This is a genomic window from Conexibacter sp. S30A1 (genome assembly GCF_023330665.1).
In the GTDB taxonomy this organism is placed as follows: domain Bacteria; phylum Actinomycetota; class Thermoleophilia; order Solirubrobacterales; family Solirubrobacteraceae; genus Palsa-465.
In genome coordinates this window covers 2,448,547-2,473,553 of sequence record NZ_CP097127.1, presented here as the reverse complement: position 1 = coordinate 2,473,553, position 25,007 = coordinate 2,448,547, and the positions used below count along the sequence as shown (strand labels likewise).

General features: G+C 69.8%; 22 protein-coding genes and 1 pseudogene. 13 read left to right on the top strand and 10 right to left on the bottom strand.

Annotated elements, in window-relative coordinates:
- Positions 1-10: 10 nt before the first annotated feature.
- The 11 genes from M3M54_RS11905 (at position 11) to M3M54_RS11855 (ending at position 13,182) form a co-directional block, all read left to right on the top strand.
- On the top strand, positions 11-1,972 hold the full coding sequence (locus tag M3M54_RS11905) for a nucleoside-diphosphate sugar epimerase/dehydratase (protein ID WP_249019265.1): 1,962 nt from the start codon (positions 11-13) through the stop codon (positions 1,970-1,972).
- A gap of 14 nt (positions 1,973-1,986) precedes the next feature.
- Positions 1,987-3,261: a LytR C-terminal domain-containing protein gene (locus tag M3M54_RS11900; protein WP_249019264.1), complete on the top strand. Its 1,275-nt coding sequence runs from the start codon at positions 1,987-1,989 to the stop codon at positions 3,259-3,261.
- Between the two features lie 26 nt (positions 3,262-3,287).
- Positions 3,288-3,857 carry a histidine phosphatase family protein gene (locus M3M54_RS11895; protein WP_249019263.1) on the top strand — a complete coding sequence of 190 codons (570 nt, stop codon included), beginning with the start codon at positions 3,288-3,290 and terminating at the stop codon, positions 3,855-3,857.
- The gene (locus M3M54_RS11890) at positions 3,854-5,818 is read left to right on the top strand and encodes a N,N-dimethylformamidase beta subunit family domain-containing protein (RefSeq protein ID WP_249019262.1); all 1,965 of its coding nucleotides are present in this window, start codon (positions 3,854-3,856) and stop codon (positions 5,816-5,818) included. Before M3M54_RS11895 ends, M3M54_RS11890 begins: the two co-directional genes overlap by 4 nt.
- Positions 5,819-5,883: 65 nt before the next feature.
- Positions 5,884-7,383, top strand: a complete 1,500-nt coding sequence (locus tag M3M54_RS11885) for a lipopolysaccharide biosynthesis protein (protein ID WP_249019261.1) — start codon at positions 5,884-5,886, stop codon at positions 7,381-7,383.
- Complete coding sequence (locus tag M3M54_RS11880; protein ID WP_249019260.1) at positions 7,380-8,339, top strand: glycosyltransferase; 960 nt, start codon at positions 7,380-7,382, stop codon at positions 8,337-8,339. Before M3M54_RS11885 ends, M3M54_RS11880 begins: the two co-directional genes overlap by 4 nt.
- A complete protein-coding gene (locus M3M54_RS11875; protein ID WP_249019259.1) occupies positions 8,339-9,430 on the top strand; it encodes a glycosyltransferase in 1,092 nt (363 codons plus the stop codon). Before M3M54_RS11880 ends, M3M54_RS11875 begins: the two co-directional genes overlap by 1 nt.
- Entirely contained in the window at positions 9,424-10,554 is a 1,131-nt protein-coding gene (locus M3M54_RS11870) for a glycosyltransferase (protein ID WP_249019258.1), read from the top strand. Before M3M54_RS11875 ends, M3M54_RS11870 begins: the two co-directional genes overlap by 7 nt.
- The gene (locus tag M3M54_RS11865) at positions 10,551-11,186 is read left to right on the top strand and encodes a sugar transferase (RefSeq protein ID WP_249019257.1); all 636 of its coding nucleotides are present in this window, start codon (positions 10,551-10,553) and stop codon (positions 11,184-11,186) included. Before M3M54_RS11870 ends, M3M54_RS11865 begins: the two co-directional genes overlap by 4 nt.
- 10 nt (positions 11,187-11,196) lie before the next feature.
- Positions 11,197-11,838, top strand: coding sequence for a NeuD/PglB/VioB family sugar acetyltransferase (locus tag M3M54_RS11860; protein ID WP_249019256.1), 642 nt, complete (start codon positions 11,197-11,199; stop codon positions 11,836-11,838).
- 294 nt (positions 11,839-12,132) lie between these two features.
- Positions 12,133-13,182 carry an NAD(P)-dependent oxidoreductase gene (locus tag M3M54_RS11855; RefSeq protein ID WP_249019255.1) on the top strand — a complete coding sequence of 350 codons (1,050 nt, stop codon included), beginning with the start codon at positions 12,133-12,135 and terminating at the stop codon, positions 13,180-13,182.
- A gap of 33 nt (positions 13,183-13,215) precedes the next feature.
- On the opposite strand, the gene M3M54_RS11850 is transcribed toward M3M54_RS11855, so the two are convergent.
- From M3M54_RS11850 to M3M54_RS11825, 6 genes and pseudogenes are all read right to left on the bottom strand, one after another.
- Positions 13,216-13,911, bottom strand: a complete 696-nt coding sequence (locus M3M54_RS11850) for a formylmethanofuran dehydrogenase subunit E family protein (RefSeq protein WP_249019254.1) — start codon at positions 13,909-13,911, stop codon at positions 13,216-13,218.
- Between the two features lie 93 nt (positions 13,912-14,004).
- Positions 14,005-14,673, bottom strand: a pseudogene (locus tag M3M54_RS11845) (ISAzo13 family transposase); the annotation flags it as partial.
- 240 nt (positions 14,674-14,913) lie between these two features.
- Entirely contained in the window at positions 14,914-15,534 is a 621-nt protein-coding gene (locus M3M54_RS11840; protein ID WP_249019253.1) for a hypothetical protein, read from the bottom strand.
- A 218-nt stretch (positions 15,535-15,752) separates the two neighbouring features.
- Entirely contained in the window at positions 15,753-17,180 is a 1,428-nt protein-coding gene (locus tag M3M54_RS11835) for an IS256 family transposase (RefSeq protein ID WP_249019252.1), read from the bottom strand.
- Positions 17,181-17,200: 20 nt separating this feature from the next.
- The gene (locus M3M54_RS11830) at positions 17,201-17,533 is read right to left on the bottom strand and encodes a DsrE family protein (protein WP_249019251.1); all 333 of its coding nucleotides are present in this window, start codon (positions 17,531-17,533) and stop codon (positions 17,201-17,203) included.
- Positions 17,534-17,568: 35 nt separating this feature from the next.
- Positions 17,569-17,958, bottom strand: a complete 390-nt coding sequence (locus M3M54_RS11825; RefSeq protein WP_249019250.1) for a helix-turn-helix transcriptional regulator — start codon at positions 17,956-17,958, stop codon at positions 17,569-17,571.
- A gap of 155 nt (positions 17,959-18,113) precedes the next feature.
- On the opposite strand from M3M54_RS11825, the gene M3M54_RS11820 reads away from it, so the two are divergent.
- Together M3M54_RS11820 and M3M54_RS11815 are read left to right on the top strand one after the other, a co-directional pair.
- Positions 18,114-19,301 (top strand): hypothetical protein, encoded by a 1,188-nt coding sequence (locus tag M3M54_RS11820; protein ID WP_249019249.1) that lies wholly within the window; start codon positions 18,114-18,116, stop codon positions 19,299-19,301.
- Between the two features lie 374 nt (positions 19,302-19,675).
- A complete protein-coding gene (locus M3M54_RS11815) occupies positions 19,676-20,599 on the top strand; it encodes a site-specific DNA-methyltransferase (RefSeq protein ID WP_249019248.1) in 924 nt (307 codons plus the stop codon).
- Here M3M54_RS11815 and M3M54_RS11810 read toward each other — a convergent pair.
- From M3M54_RS11810 to M3M54_RS11795, 4 genes are all read right to left on the bottom strand, one after another.
- Positions 20,552-21,670 (bottom strand): hypothetical protein, encoded by a 1,119-nt coding sequence (locus M3M54_RS11810; protein ID WP_249019247.1) that lies wholly within the window; start codon positions 21,668-21,670, stop codon positions 20,552-20,554. The two genes, M3M54_RS11815 and M3M54_RS11810, sit on opposite strands and share 48 nt — an antisense overlap.
- Positions 21,667-22,377, bottom strand: a complete 711-nt coding sequence (locus M3M54_RS11805) for a 2-oxo acid dehydrogenase subunit E2 (protein WP_249019246.1) — start codon at positions 22,375-22,377, stop codon at positions 21,667-21,669. Before M3M54_RS11805 ends, M3M54_RS11810 begins: the two co-directional genes overlap by 4 nt.
- 84 nt (positions 22,378-22,461) lie before the next feature.
- On the bottom strand, positions 22,462-23,832 hold the full coding sequence (gene lpdA / locus M3M54_RS11800; RefSeq protein WP_249019245.1) for a dihydrolipoyl dehydrogenase: 1,371 nt from the start codon (positions 23,830-23,832) through the stop codon (positions 22,462-22,464).
- Between the two features lie 11 nt (positions 23,833-23,843).
- A complete protein-coding gene (locus M3M54_RS11795; RefSeq protein WP_249019244.1) occupies positions 23,844-24,983 on the bottom strand; it encodes a thiamine phosphate synthase in 1,140 nt (379 codons plus the stop codon).
- Positions 24,984-25,007: the final 24 nt, after the last annotated feature.

Here is a 25,007-nt window from a genome sequence, read left to right as displayed (position 1 = left end):
ATCGGGCGCGATGAGCCGACGGTTTCGGTCCGCGGCCTTGCCCGTGCACAGGCACTCGTTGCCGCAGTTCGTGCTCGACGGCGTACTGGTCGCCTTCGCTTACGTGCTTGCCTTCTGGCTGCGCTTCGATGGTCTGCCGGCACTTGGCGCCGACGCCAAGTACGTGCACCTGCTGCCGCGCACGATCTGGTGGGTGGTGCCGCTCACGCTGATCGTGCTCGCCGGCTTCGGCCTGTATGAGCGACTCTGGACCTACATCGGGCAGCGCGACTTCGAGCAGCTCGGCAAGGGCGTAATCGTGGCGGCTGTACTGGTGGTTGGGGCGATCGCCCTGCTCCACCCGGTGACCGCTCCGGGCAAGCATGGCTACCGGACCGGGGTGCTGCTGCCGGCCAGCGTGGCCGTCATGTTCCTGCTGCTGATGCTCGCGCTGCTCGGTGGGGTGCGCTTCATGACCCGGCTTGTGACCGAGGGGCGGATCCGCAACCTGCGCGTCGCCAAGGGCACGCGCGACGTGTTGATCGTCGGCGCCGGCGAGGGCGGACGCCTGGTCGTGCGCGAGTTGATGCGCAACGCGGCGCTGCGCATGCGCCCGGTCGGTTTCATCGACGACGACCCGCGCAAGCGACGCCTCAGGGATGAGTACGGGCTGCGCGTGCTCGGGACCACTGCGCAAGCCGATCTGGAGCGGGTGCTCGACGAGGTCGAGCCTGACGAGGTCGTGATCGCGATCCCATCTGCGCCGGGCACGGTACGTGCCGCGGTCGTGGGCGCCTGTCGCCAGCGCGGCATCCCGGTCCGCACGACCCCGACCGTGTTCGAGCTGCTGCAGGACGGGGCCGGTCAGCTGCGCGTCACCCGACAGCTGCGTGAGGTGCGGGTCGAGGACATACTTGGCCGCGAGCCGGTGCACATGGAGCTCGAGCGGGTCGGTGCCTACCTGCAGGGCAAGGTGGTGATGGTGACCGGCGCCGGCGGTTCGATCGGCTCCGAGCTCTGCCGCCAGATCGCGCGTGTGGGCCCGCGCCGGCTGGTGCTCGTGGACCACGCCGAGGACAACCTGTTCGAGATCGCGCGTGAGCTCAGGGAGGACCGTCACGTCAACGTGACCGTGCCGGTGCTGGCCGACTGCAAGGAGGACGAGCGCATGCGCGAGGTCTTCAGCGAGCATCGCCCGGCGGTGATCTTCCACGCCGCCGCCTACAAGCATGTGGCGATGATGGAGGCCAACCCGGTGGAGGCCGTGCGTAACAACGCCCTGGCGACGCTGCTGATGGCGCGCTTGGCGGGCGAGTTCGGGGTTGAGATCTTTGTGCTGATCTCGACTGACAAGGCGGTGATGCCCGCGACCGTGATGGGCGCCTCCAAGGCGCTGGCCGAATGGGCGGTTGAGGCGGCAGCCGTGCGCCACCCGTCGACCCGCTACACGACCGTTCGCTTCGGCAACGTGCTGGGCTCCTCCGGTTCGGTCGTGCCGATCTTCCGTCGTCAGATCGCCGCCGGCGGCCCGGTGACCGTCACCGACGAACGCATGACGCGTTACTTCATGACGGTTCCGGAGGCGGTGCAGCTCGTGATCCGCTCCGGGTCGCTGTCGGAGCGCAGCGGCGAGGTGTTCGTGCTCGACATGGGCGAGCCGATGAAGATCGTCACGCTCGCCGAGACGATGATCAGACTGTCCGGGCTCGAGCCCGGACGCGACATCGCGATCGACATCATCGGCGCGCGCCCTGGCGAGAAGTTCGACGAGGTGCTGTTCAACCCCTATGAGCGGCCACAGCCCACGGCCGCCCAGAAGATCATCAGAGCCCAGCGCGAGCCGCTGGACCCAGCCTGGGTGAGGGAGACCTTCGACCAGGTCAACCTGCTGGTGCTCGAGGGTGACGCGGCCGCGCTGGCTGAGCATGTATCCAAGCTGGATGCGCAGCGCGCCGAGCTGACGGCCACGCCGATGCGACAGGCGTCGTCGTAGACTGGCCCGTTCAGATGCTGCTGCCACTCGCATCACTCTCCGTCCACAAGCTGATCGGCTCGGTCGGCAACGACATCGGTTTCGCCTCGATCATCGCCGTGGCGATCCTCATCGTGCTCTACTTCGCCCACGCCCGCGAGACCACCGCGCTGCGTGAGCAGCTGGAGGAGTCACAGCAGCACGTCGCCGGGCTCGAGGCGCGGGTCGCGCAGCTGATGCAGGGATCCGGCATGCGGCGAGCGCCCGCCCCCGGAGGCTCGATGCCGGTGCCGCCGCCAGCGGGCGTGCGGCTGCCGACCGCTCCGCGACCCACGGCTGCGCCGTCGCCAACCGTGCGCCGCGTACCAAGCCCCGCCACGGCGGCTGCCAGCGCCGGTCCGCCATCCGCCCTGACTGCATCCCCGGACGCCCGGGACGCTGGCGTGCCGGTGCCGCCACGGCGCAACGGTGCCAACGGCGTTCCCGCGGCTCCCGCCGGCATGGGTGCGCCGGCGCTGGCGTCTGCGACCAGGTTCATCGCTAAGCCTGCAACCGCGAACGGCGCGGCGCGCGCGGCTGGCGCTGCGCCTCGCGTCGCCGGCCCTTTCCCGAGCCGTCCGGTGCCAAGACCCGTCGAGGCCGCGGGTGCGCCGGGTAGCGGCGCCCCGCCAAGCCGGATCAGCTCGAGACCGCGCCCGGCGAACTCCTTTCCGCTGCTCGAGGAGGATCCGCTCGGACCGGGCTGGCTGAGCGGACGCCTGCTGCCAATCGCAGTCGGCGCGGTCGCGCTGCTTGTGATCGTTGTGGGCCTGGTCGTGATTCTGAGCTCAGGTGGCACGAGCGCGGGCAAAGCGTCGCCCAAGGCGTCAGCCAGCCAGCAGGCATCCTCCAGCCCGGCCGCCGCGAAGCATGTGACGCAGGCCAAGCTCCCACCGTTCAACCCGGCGCACGTGACCGTCGCGGTGATGAACGGGACCGCGGTCGCCGGCCTCGCCGCAGATGTCGGCACCAAGCTCGCCGGCGACGGTTACAAGCAGGGCAACATCACCAACGCCTCGTCGCAGACCGAGCAGCTCAGCTACGTCTACTACCTGACGGGCAGAGACAGGGCCGCCAACCTCCGGGCCGCCAAGCATGTCGCCAAGGCGCTCGCGTTGGGCTCCTCCCGGGTGCAACCTGCGAACTCGGCCGTGCTGACGAGCTGTGCGATCAGCGCCTCCGGCGCATCGCTCGGTTCGTGCTCCGCCAACGTCGTCGTCTCTCTGGGCCAGGACCGTGCCAGCCTCGCCTCGAGCTCGGCAGCGGGCTGAGGTCGGCACCCGTCGCAGGGCAAGCGATGGCTGCGCTCGCTGGTGATAGCGGTCTGCTGCTGGCACGCCACGGGCAGACCGACGACAACATCGAACCGCTGCGCTTCCAGGGTTTCCGGGACACGCCGCTGAACGCCAAGGGCCTTGAGCAGGCGCACGCGTTGGCGCAGCGCGTGGCCGCCGAGTTCGCGGTCCGCGCGCTCTGGAGCTCCGATCTGACACGCGCGGTGCAGACCGCGCAGATCGTGGGCGAGCGGATCGGGCTCCAACCCCGGCTGGACGCACGCCTGCGTGAGGGCAACCGCGGCAGCTGGGAAGGCCGGCTGTTCGCCGAGGTCGCGCGTGAGGACCCCGACGCGTACGCCGCCTGGCTGCGCGCCGGGGCCGGCTTTCGCTTCCCCGGCGGGGAGTCGCTCAAGGAGCACTCAGACAGGGTCTGGGCGGCACTTTCGGACATTCGCAAAGCCGGCCCGCTGCCGGCGCTTGTGGTCTGTCACCGCGGCTGCATCCGGACGGTACTTTGCCGCGCGGATCCGCGCGGCCTGGATGCCTTCCATGAGTACGACGTGCCCAACACGGGGGTGATTGCGCTGTGAGCCGCCGCGTGCCGCTTGTGGGCTTCGTGCTGCTGGCGTTCGCGACGATCGCCGCCTTCTTCCTCGTCCAGACCCTGAAGACCGCGCCGCCGCTGCTTTGGGCGCCACTCAACCCGATTCCGGCAGCGCTTGATCCTGTCAACGGGCGTGTCTGCATCTCCCGCAGCCATAAGCCGCTCAATTACGCGCAGACGAAGCTGACGCTCGCGCTGAGTCACGCCGACAACTCGGTGGGCGTCTACATCGTGAGCGCCGCCAACGCCGGCGGCGGCCCGATCGACACGCTCAGCTCCGGCACGCCGATGCTGGCCGCCCCCGGCCCCGCTCATCCCGTGCAGACCCAGCGCGACAGCCGCGTGTTCACCTGGAACGGGCGGCTGTCCAACGGCCAGCTCGCCCCGGCTGGCACCTATTACTTCCGCGTGGTGCTGGCCCAGCAGGACCGGTCGATCAACCTCTCGCAGGCACCGGTGCAGGTGCTGACCACGCCACCACATCCGCGCGTGCTGAATGTGAGCCTGGTTGGGGCGGCGAGTGCCGCCGCGGGTGGATCTTCGACGAGCACCACAGGCGGCGCGGCAGCTACCAAGCGCTCCGCGACGGTCGTGCGGTTCCCGGGCCCGGCGCTGCTGACCCCGCCGCGGGGCAAGGTCAGGATCACCTTCACAAAGGCCGCCTACCGGCGGGTCTGGATCGACATCTACCGCACCGACGTGGTCGGGCGGCCGCAGCTGGTCTTGAGCCTGCCGGTGGCCGATCTGCGCCGCAACTGGACGGTCTGGAACGGTAAGATCGACGGGCAGCCGGCCCCGGCCGGAACCTACCTGGTCGGCATCACCGCCCAGAACCCCGCCTGCGACCAGGCCAGTTGGCCCGCCCGCCTGCCGCCCAGGGCCGCCACGACGCCGCACGCCGGCGTGACGATCCGTTATCTGGCTGTCACTCCGCCGCTCACCGCCACCGCCTCGGGCGCCCGCGCCCGCGTCGGGATCTACTCGCCGCTTGCGCCCTTCAAATGGCGGCTGCGCGCGCCCGCGAATCGACGCGTGCTCGCTCACGGCTCCGGCCAGGCCGGGCAGAGCCACTTCCACGTGCGGATGCCCCGCCGGCAGTCCGGCATCTACACGCTCACCGTCCAGTCCGGCCGGCAGCGCGCGATCGTGCCGCTCGTCGCGGCACAGGCGGGCGCGAAGGCGGCACGCGCGCCGGTTCTGGTTGTGCTGCCGACGCTGACCTGGATGGGTGACACGCCCGTTGACGACACCGGCGACGGCCTGCCCGACACGCTCGCGGCCGGCGACGCCACGCTGCTCAGGCGCCCACTGGTGGACGGCCTGCCGCTGGGCTCAAGCGCTGACGCCGCGCTGCTCGCATACCTGCGGTCGTTGCACCTCCGCTACCAGCTGACGACCGACGTGGCATTGGCGCAGGGCCGCGGGCCGACGCTCGCCCGACGCCGTGGTGTGCTGTTTGCGGACGGTGAGGAGTTCCTGCCCCAGTCTCTGGTGGGCACGCTCGAGCGTTTCGTCCGGGCCGGCGGCAGCGTGATGACGCTCGGCACGGGCACCTTCCGGGGTCTGGTCCACATCAGCGGCTTCCCCGCCGACCCGCGCGCCTCGGCGCCGACCCTGCCCACCGCCGATCCCTTCGGTGTCAGGCGCGGACCCGTCACACCCACGAGCGGACAGCTGATCACCACGCTTGCGGACCCGCTCGGGATCCTCGCCGGGCCCGTGACCTTCGGCGGCTTCAACGAGTACCAGCCGCTCCAGCCGCCCGCCGGGAGCACCTACTCCGCGGCGGGGATCAGCAGTGGCACCCTGGCCGTGGTCGGCTTCCGCTACGGCCACGGCACGGTGATCGAGGTCGGCTTGCCGGACTTCGGCGCGAGCCTGGCCCACAACGCCGACTCCCAGATCCTGATGGCCAACGCCTGGACGGTGCTCTCCGGGCAGGGGTGAGCAGGTCTCGGTTTGGGCGTCGCCGCACGCTGGCGTCCGGCCACTGACTACGCTAGGGCGCCTATATGGCCGCCTACCTCAAACGCCTGGCCAGCGCGCTCGGCGCCTACCAGCTGCCGAGCATTCTGCAGAAGCTCCTGGCCGTTCTGCTGCTGCCGGTCTATACGGGCCGCATCCCGCCCGCCGGTTACGGCATCGTCGAGACGCTCGCCACGTTCGTGATCCTGGTCAGCATCGTCGCTCGCCTCGGCCTGATCGAATCGTTTCTGCGCTACTACTTCAGCGATGAGGACAGAGGCCGCCGCGATGCCCTGGTGCGGCGCACGACCGTCGTCGTGGTCCTCACCACCACGCTGATCTGTGTAGCCCTGGCGCTGCCGGCCGGCCCGCTGTCGGTGCTGGTGACCAGCGAGCGCGTGCCGGGAGCCTTCCGCATCGCCGTGCTAGGGGTCTGGTCCTTCACCAACCTCGAGCTCGCGCAGGCGGTGCTCCGCGTCGACGAGCGCCTGCGCGCCTACGCGGTTGTCAACACGATCAACGTGGTGGTGACGGTGGCGGTCTCCGTAGTGCTGGTCGTCGGCCTTCGACGTGGCTACGAGGGCCTGCTGATCGCGAACTACGGCACCACGACGGTTGTGCTGTTCGGGCTCTGGTGGCATCTGCGCGGCCGCCTGATCGGTCCGTTTGCGCGCGAGGGGGCGCGCCGCGGCCGCGCCGCGGCCGCGGACAGCCTGGCCACGCTGCTGCGCTTCGGCCTGCCGACACTGCCGGCGGAGGCGTCGGTGTATGCGCTCAGCGTGCTGGACCGGCAGTACCTGGTCCACAGCCAGGGTCCCGCCGCGGCCGGCCGCTACGCGATCGCGATGAAGGTCGCCGGCGCCATCACGCTGGTCGTCACCGCCTTCCAGTACGCCTGGCCACCGCTCGCCTACTCGGTCGCCGACGACGCCCAGGCGGCGCGTCTGTACAGCCTTGTGACCACCTACTACTGTGCGCTGACCGGTTGGGCGGTCGCCGGCCTGGCCCTGGAGGATCGCTACATCATCACTGTGCTGGCCCCACACCGCGGCTATCTGGGCTCCTACGTGGCGATCCCCTGGGTGTCGCTCGGCTGGGCGCTGTATGGACTTTGGGTCGTGCTGCTGGTGGTGGCCGGCCGCGCCAAGGTCACGCGCCGGAACTTCCCGGCGGCGCTCGTCGGCCTGGCGGTGAACGTGGTGCTGCTGATCGTGCTGGTGCCCCACTACGGGATCGCGGGCGCCGGCGTGGCGCTGTGCGGTGCCTACGTGGCGATGCTCGCGGTCATGCATCTGCTCGTCCGCCGGGCCTTCCCGGTCGGCTTCGATTGGCGCCGTCTCGCGCAGCTGGTGCTGATCGCCGGTGGTCTGACAACGGCCGGCGAGCTGCTGGCACCCGACACCGGCCTCGGGGGCTTCGCGCTGCGCGCGCTCGTGTTCGTCGCCATCGGACCCGCGCTGCTTGTGACCGGCTTCGTGCGCCGGTCCGAACTGGAACAGGGGCGCGCGGCACTCTCGCGCCTGCGGGCACGCATGGGGGCAGCGTGAGTCCGCCCGACGAGCTCCTGCGCCCACGCCCGGCGGTGAGCGTGGTGGTGCCGTTCGCGGGCACGCCTGAGGAAGCGGCGCGGGTTTACGCGACGCTTGAGGGCCTTGCCACGCGGCCGGGCGACGAGCTGATCCTCTCAGACAACAGCTGGGGCGCCCCGGCGCCACCCGAGCGCATACGGCGGGTCATCGCCACCGGCGAGCGCTCCCCCGGTCACGCCCGCAACCGCGGTGCGGCCGCGGCCTCAAGCGACTGGATCCTCTTCCTGGACTCAGACGTGCAGCCGCCCGCGGACCTGATCGAGCGCTTCTTCGCGGCGCCGATCGCCGCGCGCACCGGCGCCGTCACCGGCGACATCGCCGGCGTGCCCGACAGGAGCACGCTGGCCGCGCGCTACGCCACCGCCCGTAACTTCCTCGGCCAGCGCGCGCACGTCAACCACCCGCTGCGCCCCCGCGCCTCGAGCGCCAACCTGCTCGTGCGCCGCGCCGCCTTCGAGGCGATCGGCGGCTACACGGAGGGCATCCTCGCGGCCGAGGACACAGACCTGATCTGGCGCCTGGCGGCTGCGGGCTGGGGCCTTGAGTTCAACGAGCAGGCCGTGGTCGGGCACGCCTACCGCACCAGCCTGCGCGCCCTGGGACGCCAGTGGCGCGGCTACGCGGCCGGCGCGCGCTGGCTGTCTGAGCGCTACCCCGACTTCAAGCCCGACCCGGGCCTGCGCCGCGGCCTGCGGCTGCTGCTCAGTCGCGTCGGGATCGGCGCGGGGCTCAGCGTCCGCGCCGACGGTCACAGCGCCACCGCCGCGGCTGCCACCCCGCGCCGCGACCGCCTCCTGTTCCTCGGCGTGCAGGTGTACTTGGCGATCGAGGAACAGGTCGGCCTGCGCATGTCAAACGCCGCGGACGGTGGCGCCGCGGACCACCGGCGCCTGAGCCGATGGAGGCGGCGCTGATGCGCGTCGATCTGCTCGACCCGCCCGCCTACTCGCTGCCCTACGACCACGCGCTGGCCGCCGCGCTGGCGGCGGCAGGGGCGCAGGTGCGGCTGCTCACCAGCCGCTTCGCCTACGGCGAGCCGCCGGTGCCGGTCGGCTACGCGAGCGAGGAGGTCTTCTACCGTCACGCCCTTGGCCCCGCCGGCTCGCGCCTGCGTGCGCTTACAAAGCGCGCCGAGCACCCGCTCGACGCGCTGCGCTACCGTGGCCGCGCCGACGCCGACGTCTGCCACTACCAGTGGCTGGTGCTGCCGCGCCTTGACCTGGCGCTGTTGCCGTCACGTCCGGTCGTGCTGACCCTGCACGACCCGTTGCCGAGCGCTGGGCGGGCGCCACTGGGCGGGGGCGCCTTCCGTCGGGTGGCGGCGGCGGTCGTGCTCTCGCAGGCCGCGCGCTCCCAGGTGATCGCCGAGCACCGCCTGGACCCGGCAACGGTGCATGTGATCCCACATGGCGCGTTTCTGCCGCCACCGGAGGCCGCCGAGGCGCGCCTGCCGCCGGAGCTCGAGGACAGCGGCGAGCCGGTGGTGCTCTCCTACGGCCTGATCCGCCCCTACAAGGGGACCGCCACGCTGCTCGAGGCCTGGCGCGGGGTCAGCGACGCCCAGCTCTGGGTGGTCGGGCGCGCGATGATGGACACCGGCGCTCTGCTCGCCGCTGCGCCCGCTGGCGCGCGGCTCGTGCCGCGCTTCGTCTCGGCCGCCGAGGAGGCCGCCCTGTTCAGACGCGCCGACCTGGTCGTTCTGCCGTATGAGCGCAGCGCTCGCTACGGCTTCTCCGGCGTGCTTGCGACCGCGCTCGGCTACGGCAAGGCGATCGTCATGAGCGATCTGCCCAGCCTGCGTGACGTGGGTGCGCTCGGCGCCGCGCGGCTGGTCGCGCCCGGCGATGTGGGCGCGCTGCATGCTGCGCTGGTCGAGCTGTTGGCGGACGGGTCGGGGCGGGCGGCGCTGGCCGCCGCAGCGGCCAGCGCCGCCCGCGGGCAGTACTCGTGGGAGGCCGCGGCAGCGGCGACGCTCGCGCTGTATGAGCAGGTCGCGGGATGTTGATCGCCGCGATCGTCTTCTGGGCGGCGGTGGCGCTGATCCTCTACACGCAGCTCGGCTACCCGCTGCTGCTTGCGCTGCTCATGCGGATGCGGGGCGTCGACCGGCCGGCGCGGGTTTGGGAGGGCGAGCTGCCGAGCGTCAGCGTGATCATCCCCGCCTACAACGAAGAGCGGGTGATCGCAGCGCGGATCGCCAACCTGCGCGGCCTTGACTACCCGCCCGAGCGTCTCGAGCTAATCGTCTGCTCGGATGGCTCGAGCGACGAGACGGTGGCGCGTGCCCGCGCGGCGGGCGCCGACCGCGTGCTCGAGCTCCCGCGCGGCGGCAAGATCCGCGCCCAGGATGCCGGTGTCGCGCACGCGCACGGGCAGCTTTTGGCGTTCACGGACGCCAATGCGCAGTGGGAGTCGGACGCGCTGCGGAGGCTGGTCGACGCCTTTGCCGATCCGCTGGTCGGCTACGCCTGCGGCGACGTGAGCTTCCTGGCCGAGGGTGGCGTCAACCAGGAGGGGCTCTACTGGCGCTACGAGATGTGGCTGCGGCGCATGGAGTCGGCGCTCTATTCGATCACCGCCGGCAACGGCGCGATCTACGCCACCCGCCGGGAGACCTACATGGTGATCGACCCGCTGGCTGGCCACGACCTCTCCTTCCCGTTCGGCATGGTCAAGCGCGGCCTGCGCGCGGTCTATGTCCCGCAGGCGCGTGCCAGCGAGAAGATGGCGCCGACGCTCGAGGGCGAGTTCGAGCGCAAGCGCCGGATGGCGCGCGCCACCTGGCCGACGATGTTTGAGAGCGGGCTGCTCTCGCCGCGCGGCTACACGCCGCTGTATGCGCTGATGATCCTCTCGCACCGGATCCTGCGCTACGCGATCCCGTTCCTGCACGCGCTCGCGTTTATCGTCAACATCCTGCTGGTGGGCGGCGGCACGATCTACCTGGTCACGCTGGCGGCGCAGCTTGCGTTGCTGGCCGGCGCCGCGCTGGCGCCACGGCTGCGCCTGCGGCCACTTCTGGTCGCGCGCTACTACCTGGTCACCAACTGGGCGATCGCGGTCGGGTTCTGGGACTGGCTGCGCGGCGAGCGCTCGCCGGTCTGGGAGACGGTCGAGGGGACGCGGTGAGCGGAGTGGAGCGATCAAGGCGCGCGCTTGACCTGCTGATCGCCGTGCCCGGCGCGGTGCTGACCGCGCCCGTGGTGGCGGTGCTGTGTCTGCTGATCCGCCTTGAGTCGCCGGGCAGCCCGATCTTCACACAGGAGCGGGCGGGGCTCAACGGCAGGCCGTTTCGGATCTACAAGCTGCGCACGATGGTGAGCGGCGCCGAGCGGATCGGTGCGGGTCTGGCGGTGCTGCCGGGGGACGCGCGGATCACGCGCACCGGCGAGTTTCTGCGCCGCTACTCGCTCGACGAGCTGCCGAACCTCTGGAATGTGCTGCGCGGTGAGATGGCGGTGGTCGGGCCGCGGCCGACGCTGATGGGCCAGGTCGAGCTCTACACCGAGGATCAGCGCCGGCGGCTGCTGGTGGCGCCCGGGATCACCGGCTGGGCGCAGGTCAACGGCCGCGCCTCGCTGCCGTGGTCGCGGCGGATCGAGCTCGATGTCTGGTACGTGGAGCACCGCTCGCTGTGGCTGGATCTGAAGATCCTGGCGCTGACCGTGCGGATGGTGCTGGGTGGGCACGGCCTCTACCACGAGGACGCCTCCGGCGGAGTCGACCTCGGTGGCGACGAGCACGGCGCCGCCAAGGGCTAGGATCGCGCCCGTGCAGCTGCTGATCTTCGGGGCGGGCGGTTTCGGGCGTGAGGTCGCCTCCTGGGTTGCGCGCGCGAGCTGGCGGGATGAGCGCTTCGAGGTAGCCGGCTTCATCGACGACAACGCGCCTGCGGCGGTCCTGAACGGCCATCGCGTGCTGACGCTTGAGCAGGCCGTCGACCGTTACCCGGGTGCCGGGGTGGTCGCGACGGTCGGCGACCCGCACCTGCGCGAGCGGCTGGTGGAGAAGGCGCTTGCCGCCGGGCTCGTGGCCACGCCGCCGCTCGTGCACCCGAGCGTCGAATACGACCACGAGTACGTGACCTTCGAGGAGGGCGTCGTGGTCTGCGCCGGGTCGATCCTGACGGTCAACATCGTCGTCGAGCGCCATGCCCAGATCAACCTCGACTGCACGGTCGGGCACGATGCGGTGATCGGCGCCTTTGCGACGCTCTCACCGGGGGTGCACATCTCGGGCAACGTGACGGTGGCGGCGCACGCGTTCATCGGAACCGGGGCGGTGACGGTCAACGGCCACCCGGGGCAGCCGCTGGTGGTCGGGGCGGGCGCGGTGGTCGGGGCCGGCGCCGTGGTCACCAGGGACGTGGCCGCGGGGGTCACGGTCACGGGCGTGCCGGCGCGGGCGCGGTAGGTGGCCCGCTTTTACGCTGGCTTGACGGACCTCAATATTCTGTAGGGGAACGGTGAGTGTTCCGTGAGAAGTGGGCTCTTCACCCGCATTTGCTGCGCCTGACCGGTACGAATACCCATTGGTCATTGGCTATGCTGCGCTGAGCGCGCAGGCGATCTCTCGTACCCGGCGACTCGGCGGCATCCCCCGAGTGCAGTTGCGGGCGCCGCCTCTTGACCCGTGACTACGACCCCAAGGCTACAGGAGCACTCGAATGCGAATTCTCGGTACCAACCCCGCCCGTCTGGCGGTAGCGTGAGCATCGCGGCGGGCGCCCTTCAGGGCCAGCGAGTGCTGGTCACGGGCGGGTCGGGCTTCATCGGCAGGCACGTGGTGTCGACGCTTGCGGATGCCGGGGCGACGGTGCGGGTGGTCGACCTGCAGGCGCATCCGGACCCGGAGGTGGATGTTGTGCGCGGCGACATCGCCGACCCGGAGGTGATCGAGGCGGCCTTTGACGGTGGCTTTGATGGCGTCGTGCACCTGGCCGCGGTCACCTCGGTGCTGCGCTCGATCCAGCGCCCCGAGCTGACCTACCAGACCAACGTGGCGGGCACGCACCGGGTGCTCGAGGGCGCGCGCACCTCGGGCGTGCGCGCGCTTGTGTTCGCCTCGACCAACGCGGTCACGGGACCGATGCTCGATCCGGCGATCACCGAGCGCGCGAGCCTGCGCCCGCTGACGCCCTACGGTGCCACCAAGGCGGCGGGTGAGATGCTGATGTCGGCCTACACCGCCGTCTACGGGATCCGTTGCACCGCGCTGCGCCTGACCAACGTCTACGGCCCCGGGATGCAGGCCAAGGACAGCATCATCGCGCGGCTGATGCGCGCGATCCGTCTGGGCGGCGCCTTTGAGGTCTACGGCGACGGGCTGCAGGTGCGCGATTACGTTCACGTCGCGGACGTTGTCAGCGCGATGCTGATCGGCCTGACCAACGCCAACTGGTCTGGCCCGGTGGTGATCGGCGCGGGCCGGTCGTTGTCGGTGCTCGAGGTGATCGACGAGGTGCGACGCGTGAGTGGCGCCGAGCTGCCCGTGACTCACGGCCCCGCGCGGCCGGGTGAGATGCCGGCGGTGATCGTCGACCCGGCGCGCGCACACGCGGCCGGCTGGTCGCCGCAGTTCGACTTCACGACGGGCGTGACCGGCGTCTGGGAGGAGTGGCGCGAGCTCGAGATCGAGGGCGCGCTGGCCTTCCATGGGGCCGACGTGCCGCCGATGGTGGGGGCGAAGCGCCGCAAGGGCGGCGCGGTTGCGGCGCCCGCAGAGCTCAAGCGCGCCGCCGCCAACCGGCGGCGCTGAGCATCGCGGCCGCCACTGCGCCTGGCTCGCCGCTCAGGGCTGGCCCGCAGCTGGGCCGGACTGGTAGCGCTGCCTCCAGCGCCCGTCGTACGGTTCGTTGGGCGAGGCGGCGCTCAGGTCGGGGTCGTAAGCGCTGTGGGCTTCGGCCGGTGGCTGAACCAGGCGGTTGATCGTGTCAGTGCGGCGCGCCTGCGCCAGCGCGGGCGGGAGCTCCAGGTGTTCCAGGCGGCGCGCATGGTAGTGCTCGGCAGGTGAGGTTGGCAGCAGCGCCTCGCGGACCCAGTCCCACTGGGCGGTCTCGTGGACCGGCAGGAGCTCGCGTTTGAGCTCATCGTCGAGCGCGCCGAGCAGCGCCGCCTCCCAGTCCGTGATCTGCTGCGGGAAAAAGCCGGGCTGCTCGCGGACCTCGTAGCACTCGCCGGTCGAGAGGATCTGGATCTGGAAGCCGACGCCGAGCGTGTCGTCGAGCCGGTGGGTGCCGTAGCGCGCCCTGCCACCGGTCAGGTAGGCGGCGACGTCGCCCAGGCACGGCGAGTTCTTGGAGACCACCAGCAGGTCGCTGCGGTCGATCGGCCGGTCGCCGAAGGCGAAGTCCGCGAGCGCGCGCATCGCCCACACGCCGCGTATCAGGCCGTCGCAGGCGTGGCCGTGGAAGAGCACCAGGTCGGCGATGGTCACGGTCTTTGCGCGCTGCTCGAGGCGTCCCTGGGCGGAGCGCGTGTCGATCACCTGAAACTCCGGCAGGCCCGGTCCCTCGAGCCAGCTCGGAACATACCAGCGGTCCGCCGGAGCGGTCTGTGCGTGCGAGCCTGGGCTAGGGACTCACGACTTTATTAGTGTCGTAGTTGCTGGGTGGATGGTGTAGTTCCAGTCGCCGTGGAACTCATGACGTTCGATGTTGACGTTCGCCAGCTCGGCGTCGGTGACCTCGATGCCTTTGGGGTAGTCGGCCTGGTCCAGACGGGCGTAGACCTTCAGGCCGGTGCTGGTGGTCGTTGAGGCGATCAGGTTGATGATCGTGGCGTAGTCGTAGAGCGGCTTGCCGCGCCAGTTGACGCTCACGAAGCTGAACAGGCGGTGCTCGATCTTGTTCCACTTCGACGTGCCGGCCGGGAAGTGGCAGACCCGGATCGGGATGCCGATCAGATCGGAGAGCTTTTGCAGCTCGATCTTCCACAGCCGTCCGCGGGCGCTGTTTGATCCGCCGGAGTCGGCGGTGATCGTCAGGATCGTGGCGTGCGGGTAGCGTTCCCGGCCAAGTCCCCGCCACCAGGCGAGGATCGAGCCGGCAGCGAATTGGGCGGTGTCTGAGCTGACCCCGACCTGGATCCAGCCCTCGTTCCGTGCCAGGTCATAGACACCGTAAGGGATCGCCTTGCCCTCAGCGTGGCTGGGGAAGTCATGGGTGTTGACCTGCACCGGCTGACCGCTTTTGGCCCACTCACGCCCAACGGCTTTGAAGTTGCCGACCAGCTCCTTCTTCTTACCGTCTGATGCCGACCTGGCGGTCATGCCGACCTCCCTCTGGCTCATGCCGCAGGATGCAGGGTGATCGCTGCGGGAAGGTCGGCATATTCGCCAGGCTTACGGGCTGTCAAAAGGGGCCAGCACGGAGTTGCGTGTCCCGGAACGTCTAGGGATCCGCCTGGGGACGATCTCGAGCCAGCTCGACAAGACCCGCGCGATCATGCCGGCCAGGTCGTGGACGATCACCCCACTCCGCTAGGACTTTCAGGCCGAGATCGGCATGCCCGCCAGGTCGGCATCAGACGGTTCATGCCGACGTCGGCATGAGGTGTCGATGCTGATCACCGGCTCATGAGCCGCAAGCGCCTGCGCGACCGTTGAGTTGATGTGCTCAAACTGCTGGTCACGATCGGGATGATCTTTGCCCTCCCTGGTCTTGACGTTCGCCTGCACCGTGTACCCGCTGCCGGCAAGCAGCCGCAGCACCGACCGGTCGGCGATCTCATGGCCCAGCTCCCTGAGCCCTACCGCCAGCTTCGCGGCACTCTTCGACGTCCACAGAAGCGGCCGCTCAGGATCACCACGCGTCGCCGGGCACACCAGCCGCTCGAGATCCTCCACCACTGTCGGATCTCTGGCCACAAGCGACGGGCGCCCAGCACCAGGCCGACGCACCCGGCCCGCCTCCAAACGCTCACCCGCCTGAAGCTCCACCAGCCCCCGCTCGATCGTCCTGCGCGAAAGACCGGTCACACGCGCCGTCGCGGCGATCCCGCCACGACCATGCGAACGCGCCTCCCCCGCCGCGAACACCCGCCGCTGACGCTCATCCAACAACGGGCCCACCGACTCCCACCTCACAGCAATCGCACGCTCATCAATCATGCCCTCCAGTTCAACGCCGGGAAACTAAAGCCCTTCCACCAATCACGACACTAATTTAGGCGTGCGCACTAGGCTCCAGGGCTGCCATCAGAAGTTGATCACGGTCGCGCCCTCGAGCGCATAGCGGACGTAGGCGTCGCGCGGAGGGCGTCACGTTAACTGTGTAAGCGTGGTTTCTTCAGGTTAACAGTTACTCTCGTCGTGTCAATGGGTGGTGGTCAGCTTGCGTCCGGGATCCGGTCACCGAAGTGGATCTTGAGCGCTAGCAGCGCGGCTGTCCAGTTCCGGCAGCGGGTCCATTGCGGGACGGCGTTCTGGAGGCAGAGGTAGACGAGCTTGCGGGCTGAGTCCTCGTTGGGGAAGCTGCCCTTGGTTTTGATGGCTTTGCGTAGCTGCCGGTTGAGCGCCTCGATCGCGTTGGTGGTGTAGATGATCCGGCGGACCTCGGCGGGGAAGGCGAGGAACGGTGTGATGTGCTCCCAGGCGGCGGTCCACTGCCGGGTGATGATCGGGAAGCGCGCTCCCCACTTCTCATCGAAGGCCTCCAGTGCGGCCCATGCCTGCTCGGCGTTGATCGCGGTGTAGATCGGTTTGAGGTCGCGGGCGACTTGCTCACGGTCGCGTCTGGGCACGTATTTGAGACTTGAGCGGATCATGTGCACGATGCATGTCTGGACCGTGGTCTTCGGGAAGATCGCCTCGATCGCCTCAGGGAACCCTGTGAGCCCGTCGACACAGCAGATCAGGATGTCGCGCACACCACGGGTCTTCAGGTCGTTGAGCGCCTGCATCCAGAACTTCGCGCCCTCCGTCTCCTGAAACCACATGCCGAGCACGTCCCGGTCGCCGTCCAGGGTGATCCCGAGCGCTATGTAGAGCGCTTTGTGCCCGACGCTGCCACCATCACGGATCTTGAGCACCATGCAGTCCAAAAACACGACGGGGTAGATCGTCTCAAGCGGCCGTTTGGCCCACTCACGCACGTCGTCTGCGACCTGGTCGGTCACGCGGCTTATCAGCTCACGGCTCACACCCGTGCCGTAGAGCTCTTGCATGTAGCCCTCGATGTCACGGGTCGACAGGCCACGGCTGTAGAGCGCGAGGATCTTCTGATCGATCCCGGCAAGGCGCCGCTGACGCTTCTTGACGATCTGCGGCTCAAACGTGCCTGCCCGGTCCCTGGGCGCGTCGATCACGATCTTGCCGTGATCGCTCACGAGCGTCTTTACGCTCGTCCCGTTGCGCTGGTTGGCCGCGCCGCCAGCGGGCTCCTGGTGGGGCTCATAGCCGACATGGCAGGTCAGCTCCGCGTTCATCGCACGCTCCACCAGCCGTTTAGTCAGCCGGCCAAGAACCCCGCCTGACCCAAGGATCTCCTCCTCGGTCCTGGCGCCAGCCAGCAGCTCGTCGATCACCTCGTCGGAGATCAAGGACTCCTCAACGCCCCCAACCGCGCAACGGACCCGCCGACGCGCGATCGCGCGCTCGACCGCCTCCTCGAGCCCCGGCACCGGCCGCGCCGCGCCTGGGTTGGGCGGCTCGTCGCTTCGCTCCTCCCCGCCCAACCCAGGCGCGGGAGACATCACCCCGAACGGGGGCTGGGCCAACAACACATCACTGCTCATGGTCTTCGTCGTGGTAGGCATGCGATCTCCTTCGCTGATGCCTACACAGTTCCTGTGACGATCCCGTCGCGCGCGTACTCGAGAGTGATGCCGCGTTCGGTCAGACTCGTCTCGGTTCCAGCCGCTCGGGCGGCGTTCAGGCAGGCGCCGACGCGCACGCCGGCCCTGGTGAGCTCGTCGATCTGGTTGTTGTAATCGGCACGCTTGGCATCACCGGTTGTGTCTGTGAGCGCGGCCTGCGCGGCGCCGAAGATGTAGACCTCGAGCTCGATGTTGGTTTCGGCTGCGACCTGGCGGACGCGTTCGGCGACGTGAGAGCCGGCGGCGAGTGAGTTCTCGTCGTCGTGAAAGATGTGGATTACGACTTTGGCCATGGTGGTTTGTCCTTTGTTGAGTCAGGCTCTGCGGCTCATCCGAGCGCCTGCGTTGCGTGACGGGCTTCGCGGTCCGGTTGCAGATCGAGCAGCTCGGTGATGAGCGATCCGAGCAGCTCGAGGCGCTCACGGTTCACGCAGTAGCAGACGCGCGGCCCGTCGATCTCGCCCTGGACCAGACCGCTCTCGCGCAGCACCTTCAGGTGCTGGGAGACGGTCGCCTGCGCGAGAGGCAGCTCGTCAACGATCTGCCCGCAAACACACGCCTGCCGCGCCAGCAGGATGCGCAGGATCCGCACGCGCGCCGGGTGGCCAAGGGCCTTCGCCAACGCCGCGAGCTCCTGTTGGCCCGCTTCAGAGGCAAGGACCGAGCTCTCCGGGCCAGTGTCCGGCTCGTAGCACGCCACAACAGTCTGATCGTTCATCGTCGATCCACGATAGCAGGCGGCGGCGCCCGGGACTGGGGGCTTCTCCACAAGCGTTCTGTGGCGGCGGACCGATGGCCCCCAGCGCGCGTCGGCAGAGAATGTGGAGTGAGCCGGTCCACCTTGAAACAGTCCACTTTGAAAGGCAGGCGACGATGAGCACCATCGAGCAGATGCCGTCGACCGAGGTCCGCTGGGCACCGTCGGCGGAGACCGACGACCACCGCGAGATCCCTCCCGGGTCGCCGCCGGACGAGGTTGCCGCCGGTACCCCGCTGGGGACGCTGCGCGCATTCCATCCCGGCTGGTTCAGCGTGGTCATGGGCACCGTGATCGTCGGCGTGGCTGCGTACATGAATCCGGGCAACGTGAGCTCGACGGTGACCGCGGCCCACGACGTCGGGGTCGCGTTCGTGCTGCTGGCCGCGGCCCTGGCGGTCCTGATCGCGGTCCCCTACCTGCTGCGTCTGGTGCACCACGGCGATGCGGCGCTGACCGACCTGCACGACCCGGTGGTCGGCGCGATGTATGCGACCCTGCCCGCCGCCCTACTTGTGCTGGCGGTGGGGTTCGCCACCGTCGGTCAGACGATCATGTCCGCCCACGCGGTGTTTGTGCTCGTCGCCATCATGACGGCGGTTGGGGCGCCGCTTGCGTTTGCCTCAGGCGTGCTCTTCGCCTACTCGTTGTTCACGCACGAGCGCATCAGCAGCGAAAGCGCCAACGGCGGCTGGTTCATTCCGCCTGTCGTCGCGATCATCATCCCGCTCACCCTCATCCCCCTGCTGCCGCACGTGGGCCCGGCGGCTGGACGCCTGCTGCTGCTCACCAGCTACGGCGCGTTCGGCATCGGCCTGCTGCTCTTCCTGCTGCTGACCGCGGTGGTCTTCTTCCGCCTCGTCTTCCATCCGCTGCCGTCCGCAGGGCTTGCGCCAACGCTCGTGATCGGGCTCGGCCCGATCGGCGTGGGTAGCATCGCGCTGCTCCGACTGGCCGCCGCCGGGCACCCCTACTGGGGCGCGAGCGCCGGTGTCGTGCAGATCCTCTCGCAGCTCAGCGCAACCGTGCTCTGGGGACTCGGTGTGTGGTGGCTCGTCACCGCGGCCGCCCTGCTCGTGCGCTACCTGCGCCACGGTGGGCTGCCGTACGGGGTTGGGCTGTGGGGCTTCACTTTCCCCCTGGGCGCCTACGCGGTCGCCACGCTTCAACTGGCGCGCGTCTGGCAGGACATCACGCTTGAATGGGTCGGCGCGGCGCTGAGCCTCGGCCTTTTGCTCATCTGGTTGGTCGTCGCAGCCCGCACACTCAACGCGATCCGCACCGGCACCGCATGGCAGCGCTGAACCCTGTCAGCTACGAGGTCACAGCACGACTGCTCGCGCCGGGCATCTCCGAGATCGATGCCCGGCGCGAGCGCATGCGGTTCGACAGCTCACCCGGTCGCAGCGATCAGCTGCCCGGTCCAGCGGAGCTCTTGTGTGGGGCGCTGGCGGCTTGCAGTCACCGCGGCGCCTTGAACTGCTGCGGCGCAACCTCGCCGCGCACGGGACCGTCTACAACACGCTCGCCCGATCCTGTGACGTGGACGGCGAGGTGACGGCGGTTGACCCTTGCGACGAACTGAGACACCCACCAGCGGCTCCTGGGGGTCCTTAGACCGACGGACAAGCCCTCGTTGGCGCGCTGCCCTGCCGACGCGGGCCGTATCGTGAAGGCGGTGCGCATTCAGGGTGCCGACGCGGCGCTGACATTAGACGACGACCTGGTGATCGCCGCCGAGAACCTGGCGGTGATCACCAGGCTGCCGCATGGCGCGTTTGACCTCATCTACATGGACCCCCCGTTCAACACCGGCCGCGCGCAGGCGCGCACACGGCTCGAGGTCAGGCAGGCGCCCGCGGCCAGCGGCCCCGGTTCGCGCACCGGCTTCGGGGGCCGTCGCTACGAGAGCCGGCAGCTCGAGCGGCTGAGCTACGACGATGCCTTCGAGGACTACCTCGCCTTCCTCGAGCCCCGGCTGCGTGCGGCCCGCGAGCTGCTGGCCGTGCACGGCACCCTTTACTTCCATATCGATTACCGTGAGTCGCACTACTGCAAGCTGCTGCTGGATGAGATCTTCGGGCGCGAGGCCTTTCTCAACGAGCTGATCTGGGCCTACGACTACGGCGCCAAGCCGCGTCGCCGCTGGCCCGCCAAGCACGACACGATCCTGGTCTATGCGCGCGTGCCGGGCGCTCACCACTTTGACGCCGACGCCGTGGAGCGCGAGCCCTACATGGCGCCCGGCCTGGTCGGGCCGGAGAAGGCCGCGCGCGGCAAGCGGCCCACCGACGTCTGGTTTCACACGATCGTGGCCACCAACGGCCGCGAGAAGACCGGCTACCCGACGCAGAAGCCAGAGGGGGTGCTGCGTCGGATCGTCGCCGCGTCATCGCGCCCCGGCGGCTGGTGCCTTGACCCGTTCGCCGGCTCAGGCACCCTCGGCGCGGTCTGCGCGACGCTCGGGCGCCACTACGTGCTCGTCGACTCCAGCCCCACCGCGATCGAGGTGATGCGCAAGCGGCTTGGATTGCGCGGTGAGCAGAGCCAGCTGTCAGTTCTGCCCGTAGCGGGCCAGGAGCGGCTCGATCCGGTCACGTAGCTCGTCACCGGTTATGCCCGGTACGCCGAAGCTCGCGTCGCCTTGGGGTGTGCGGATGATCAGTCGCGCCCGGGGCTCCGGGTTGCGGCGCTTCGGCCGCAGGCTGACGACCTGTAGCGTCTCGATCTCGTCCCAGAGCAGACGCCCGAGGATCTCGTGCTCGCCCTCGAGGATGTCCACGCCGGCGCTGGAGACGCACACCCCGAGCCCTTCATGACGCTTGGGCAGATTTGCGACACCACCCTCGTGAACGGCTGGGAAGACCAGCTCGTCGGGCTCGCTCGAGACCGGTACCAGCGCGCCACCTGGCATCTCATGGAGGGCTTCGCCCAGCTTCTCCCACGGTGCGGGCGCGACTGGGGAGGCGGGCGCCGGCGGCGGCAGCGGGGCAGACGGCGGCGGCGTGACGGCGGCGGGCGGCCGGGACGGCACGGGCGGTGTCGGGCTGGGCGCAGGACCCGCGTGCGGGATCGTCGCTGCCGGCGGCGTTGAGCCGGACGGTGGTGCGGGCACCGCATCCACCGGTTCCTCCTCCTCTTCAGCGAAGGACGCGACCACGTCATAGAGCTCGGTCTCGTAGTCGACGAGCTCCGGCTCGGGCATCAGCTCGACCACGACGTCATCGGCCGTCACACGCTCCAGCTGCTCCTCGGGCGCCCGCTGCGGTGCGGGTGCCCGGGTGGACAGCTGCGGATCGGAGCGTCCCGCGCCCGCTGGTGCCACCGGCGGCACGGGCCGGGCGATCAGCTCCGCCAGGCTCTCCTCGTAGGAGGGCGCACCGACCATCCGCTGAGCCTCTGCCACGGCCGGGTGGCTCAGCGCTTCGCCGACGCTCACGCCGAACTCGCCAGCCGCGACCTCCGCCAGCGCGCGACGCCACTGCAGTCCGTCGGCTCTGCCGGCCGCGTCTTGGACCATCGCCTCCAGGCGGTCAGCGTCGATCGTGACAAGATCGGCGTGGGTGGTGGCGGCGGCCCGGTATGCGCCGCGCAGGCGTTCCACGAGCGCTGCCCGGCCGCGTTCGGCGATCCGCTCAGCAGCCACTTCCACCTCGGTCTGCATGTCTGTCATATGCGTGCCTCCTCGAGAAAGGCCTTGACCTCCGCCAGGAAGGCCGCGGCATGGTGACCGTAGACGATCCGGTGGTCTACCGCCAGCGAAAGTTGCATGGTATGGCCCGCGACCACCTGCCCGTCGCGCACCACCGGCACGTCGCGGATCGGTCCGAAGGCGAGCGCACCCGCCTGGGGCGGGGTGATCAGCGGCGTCAGCGCGACGATGTCGTACTCGCTGGAGTCAACCACCGTGAAGGTGGCGCCGGCGAGCTGCGCCGGGTGCAGCTCCTGCTCACGGGCGCGCGCGTACGTGCCGGCCAGCTCGGCGCCGAGCTCGGCAGCCGAGCGCTGGTCGGCGTCAAAGACCGTCGGTGTCGTGTAGAGGCCGTCGCCGACCAGCGTGACGCCGATGTTGACGCGGCCGTGCAGCTCGTAGCGACCGTCGCGGTAGGAGCCGTTGACGCGTGGCACGGTGCGCAGCGCGTGTGCGGCCGCCGCGATGACGGCCGCGGCGATCCCACAGCCGAGCTCGCGCTCGCGCGCAAGCAGCACGTCGACGTCTGCGATGGCGCTGAACTCAACGGTCGGCACGGTCGCGCGGCTCTCGGCGCTGCGCCGGGCGATCAGGCGTTCCTGGCGATCCGGCTCGAGCGTCGTGGTCTCTCCCTTGAGGCCGTGCTCGCCCAGGCCGTGCTCCGAGAGCGGTGTCACCGGCTCACTCATCCGCAGTCACGATAACCGGAAACGGCCTGCGGCGGGGTTGCACGTCGCAGGTGACAGGCCCGAGGCCACGCCCCGGCCGGCTGCTCAACCGTGGATGAGCCACCCGTCGAGTGCGCGGGCGGCCTCCATGACCGCTTCTGAGAGGGTCGGGTGACCGTGGATCGCGTGTGCGACCTCGGGGTAGCCGCCCTCGAGCAGCTTGGCGTTGACCAGCTCCTGTACCAGCTCGGTCGCCTTGGCGCCGATTATGTGGCCGCCCAAAAGCTCGCCGTAGCGCCGGTCTCCGATCAGCTTGACCATCCCCTGGCGGTCGCCATACACGGTTCCGGCACCAACGGCACCGTAGGGCACCTTGCCGACCACCACGTCGTGGCCCTGCGCGCGCGCCTGCTCCTCGGTCAGACCGAAGCTCGCGACGTTCGGGGTGCAGAACGTCGCTCTGGGGATGTCCGGGTAGCTGATCGGATGGGTTGTCAGGCCGGCCGCGTCCTCAACCGCGATCACACCCTCATCAGAGGCCTTGTGCGCCAGCGCCGGGCCGGCGACCAGATCACCGATCGCATAAACGCCCGGCACGCTGGTGCGCATCGCCCCGTCAACGGCGATCAGGCCACGCTCGTCAAGCGCGACCCCCGCCTGCTCAAGCCCCAGGCCCTCCACGTCCGGGCCGCGCCCAGCCGCGATCACCACATAGTCAGCCTCACCGGTCTGCTCACCGTAGGCGAAGCTGACCTTCGACTCGCCGCTTGCAACGTTGGTGACCATCGTGCTCGTGTGAACCTCGATCCCCTGCTTTTTGAACCCTCGCTCCGCAAGGCGGGAGATATCGGCGTCCTCGGCCGGCAGCACACGCTCGAGCGCCTCAAACAGCTTCACCTCGGTCCCGAGCCGCGCGTAGGCGGAGGCGATCTCAGACCCCGACGCGCCCGAGCCGATCACCGCCAGCGACCCCGGAAGCTCACTCAGCGCCCACGCCTCCTCGGTGCCGATCACCCGCCCACCAAACTCCGTGCCCGGGATCGGGCGCTTCACCGAGCCGGTCGCCAACACCACAAACCGTGCCTGGTAGCTCTCCCCGGCGACGCTCACCGTGCGCTCCGGGCCGAGTGTGCCGGACCCCTCGAACACCGTCACGCCGTTCTTCTTCAAAAGACCCGCAACCCCGCCGGTGAGCGTCGCCACAACCCGGTTGCGGCGCTCCATCACGGCAGCGAAATCAACGCTCGGCGCACCGACACTGATACCGAACTCACCCGCCTCGCGGATTTCCGCCACAACATCAGCTGTGCGCAACACCGCCTTGGCCGGAATGCACGCATAGTTCAGACAGCGACCACCGATCCTGTCCTTCTCGATCACAGCGGTCTTGAATCCAAGCTGGGCGGCCCTGATGGCGGTGACGTAGCCGCCCGGCCCCGAGCCAATCACGATGACGTCGAAAGTGTTATCTGGCACGTCTAGAGAGGCTAGCGACCCGGCGGTCCAGCGGGACCGCCGGGCGGTCCGACAGCGGGCGCCTGGATGCGGCCGAGGACTCGCACGAGCTTCCAGAACAGGAAGCCGCCGCCGCCGATGAACAGCAGCGGCACGATCACGCCGAGCAGGTTGCTGGCCTCGATCAAAAACAGCGAGAAGAGCACGATGATCAGCGTGAGCAGGGCCATGAAGACCAACAGCGCTGCCGCCGAGCGGCGCCACATGCCGGCGGCCAGCGCCAGCATCACGAACACGAACGGCAGCAGCTCGCCGACCGGGAGGCTGCCGCCCTGGAGCTTTGCGCCCGCCAGGAAGGCGACCACGTTGACGACCGCCGCCAGCAGCGCGACGGCGCTTGCGAGCTGCAGCGGCCAGGGCCGCTCGCCCGGCGCAAGCGGCTCAAGGCGCGCCCGCGCGGCGGCGTTCTGGGCCTCGGTGCGGGCTCGGTAGCGCTCGAGGAAGTCGGCCGGTGAGGTGATCTCGGCGCGCAGCACCGTGGCGGCCAGCGCTGGATCGCTGGCCTGCGCGATGGCGCGGAGCACCGCGATCCGCTGCGCCCCGGCGGCGGCGACCGCGCCGGTGTTGTGCGCCTCGATGCCGCCCACCGCAAAGAACGGCAGCGTTGAGTTGCGCGAGGCGAAGGTCACAAGCGACGTGCCCACGGGCCGCGCCTGCGGCCGGATCGGCGTCGCGTGCACCGGTCCGACGCTGATGTAGTCAAGCGGCAGCGACTGGGCGGCGACGATCTCCTCGGCTGTGTGGGTGGAGGCGCCGAGCAGCCTGTCCGGCCCGATCGTGGTGCGCGCCTGCGCAAGATCGATCGCGGTTGTGTCGATGTGCACGCCGTCGGCGTCAGCGCTTGCGACCAGCTCGGGCCGGTTGTGGAGCATGAGCAGCGCGTTGTGGCGGTCACACAGCGGTCGCAGGCGCGCGGCGGCCGCCAGCAGCTGCTCGCCGTCGAGCTCGCCGCTGCCGTCGGAGGCGCCGCTGCCGTCGGTGAGCAGCTCCACGATGTCGACACCGCCCCGCAGCGCGGCCTCGATCCGCGCCTCGTCGAGGCCGTCGCCCGCGGCCGCGACGAGGTAGTAGAGGCGGGCTTCTGTCAGCCGTGTGCGAGGGTCCGGGTGCACCTCGCCGAGTCTGTCAGGCGCGCG

Excerpts from the sequence above, each read along its gene's own strand:
- M3M54_RS11830 (WP_249019251.1), bottom strand. The coding sequence starts at position 17,533 with ATGGCCAAAGTCGTAATCCACATCTTTCACGACGACGAGAACTCACTC.
- M3M54_RS11900 (WP_249019264.1), top strand. The coding sequence starts at position 1,987 with ATGCTGCTGCCACTCGCATCACTCTCCGTCCACAAGCTGATCGGCTCG.
- M3M54_RS11905 (WP_249019265.1), top strand. The coding sequence starts at position 11 with ATGAGCCGACGGTTTCGGTCCGCGGCCTTGCCCGTGCACAGGCACTCG.
- M3M54_RS11820 (WP_249019249.1), top strand. The coding sequence starts at position 18,114 with ATGAGCACCATCGAGCAGATGCCGTCGACCGAGGTCCGCTGGGCACCG.
- M3M54_RS11835 (WP_249019252.1), bottom strand. The coding sequence starts at position 17,180 with ATGCCTACCACGACGAAGACCATGAGCAGTGATGTGTTGTTGGCCCAG.
- M3M54_RS11885 (WP_249019261.1), top strand. The coding sequence starts at position 5,884 with ATGGCCGCCTACCTCAAACGCCTGGCCAGCGCGCTCGGCGCCTACCAG.
- M3M54_RS11895 (WP_249019263.1), top strand. The coding sequence starts at position 3,288 with ATGGCTGCGCTCGCTGGTGATAGCGGTCTGCTGCTGGCACGCCACGGG.
- M3M54_RS11870 (WP_249019258.1), top strand. The coding sequence starts at position 9,424 with ATGTTGATCGCCGCGATCGTCTTCTGGGCGGCGGTGGCGCTGATCCTC.
- M3M54_RS11810 (WP_249019247.1), bottom strand. The coding sequence starts at position 21,670 with ATGACAGACATGCAGACCGAGGTGGAAGTGGCTGCTGAGCGGATCGCC.
- M3M54_RS11840 (WP_249019253.1), bottom strand. The coding sequence starts at position 15,534 with ATGATTGATGAGCGTGCGATTGCTGTGAGGTGGGAGTCGGTGGGCCCG.
- M3M54_RS11825 (WP_249019250.1), bottom strand. The coding sequence starts at position 17,958 with ATGAACGATCAGACTGTTGTGGCGTGCTACGAGCCGGACACTGGCCCG.
- M3M54_RS11805 (WP_249019246.1), bottom strand. The coding sequence starts at position 22,377 with ATGAGTGAGCCGGTGACACCGCTCTCGGAGCACGGCCTGGGCGAGCAC.
- M3M54_RS11875 (WP_249019259.1), top strand. The coding sequence starts at position 8,339 with ATGCGCGTCGATCTGCTCGACCCGCCCGCCTACTCGCTGCCCTACGAC.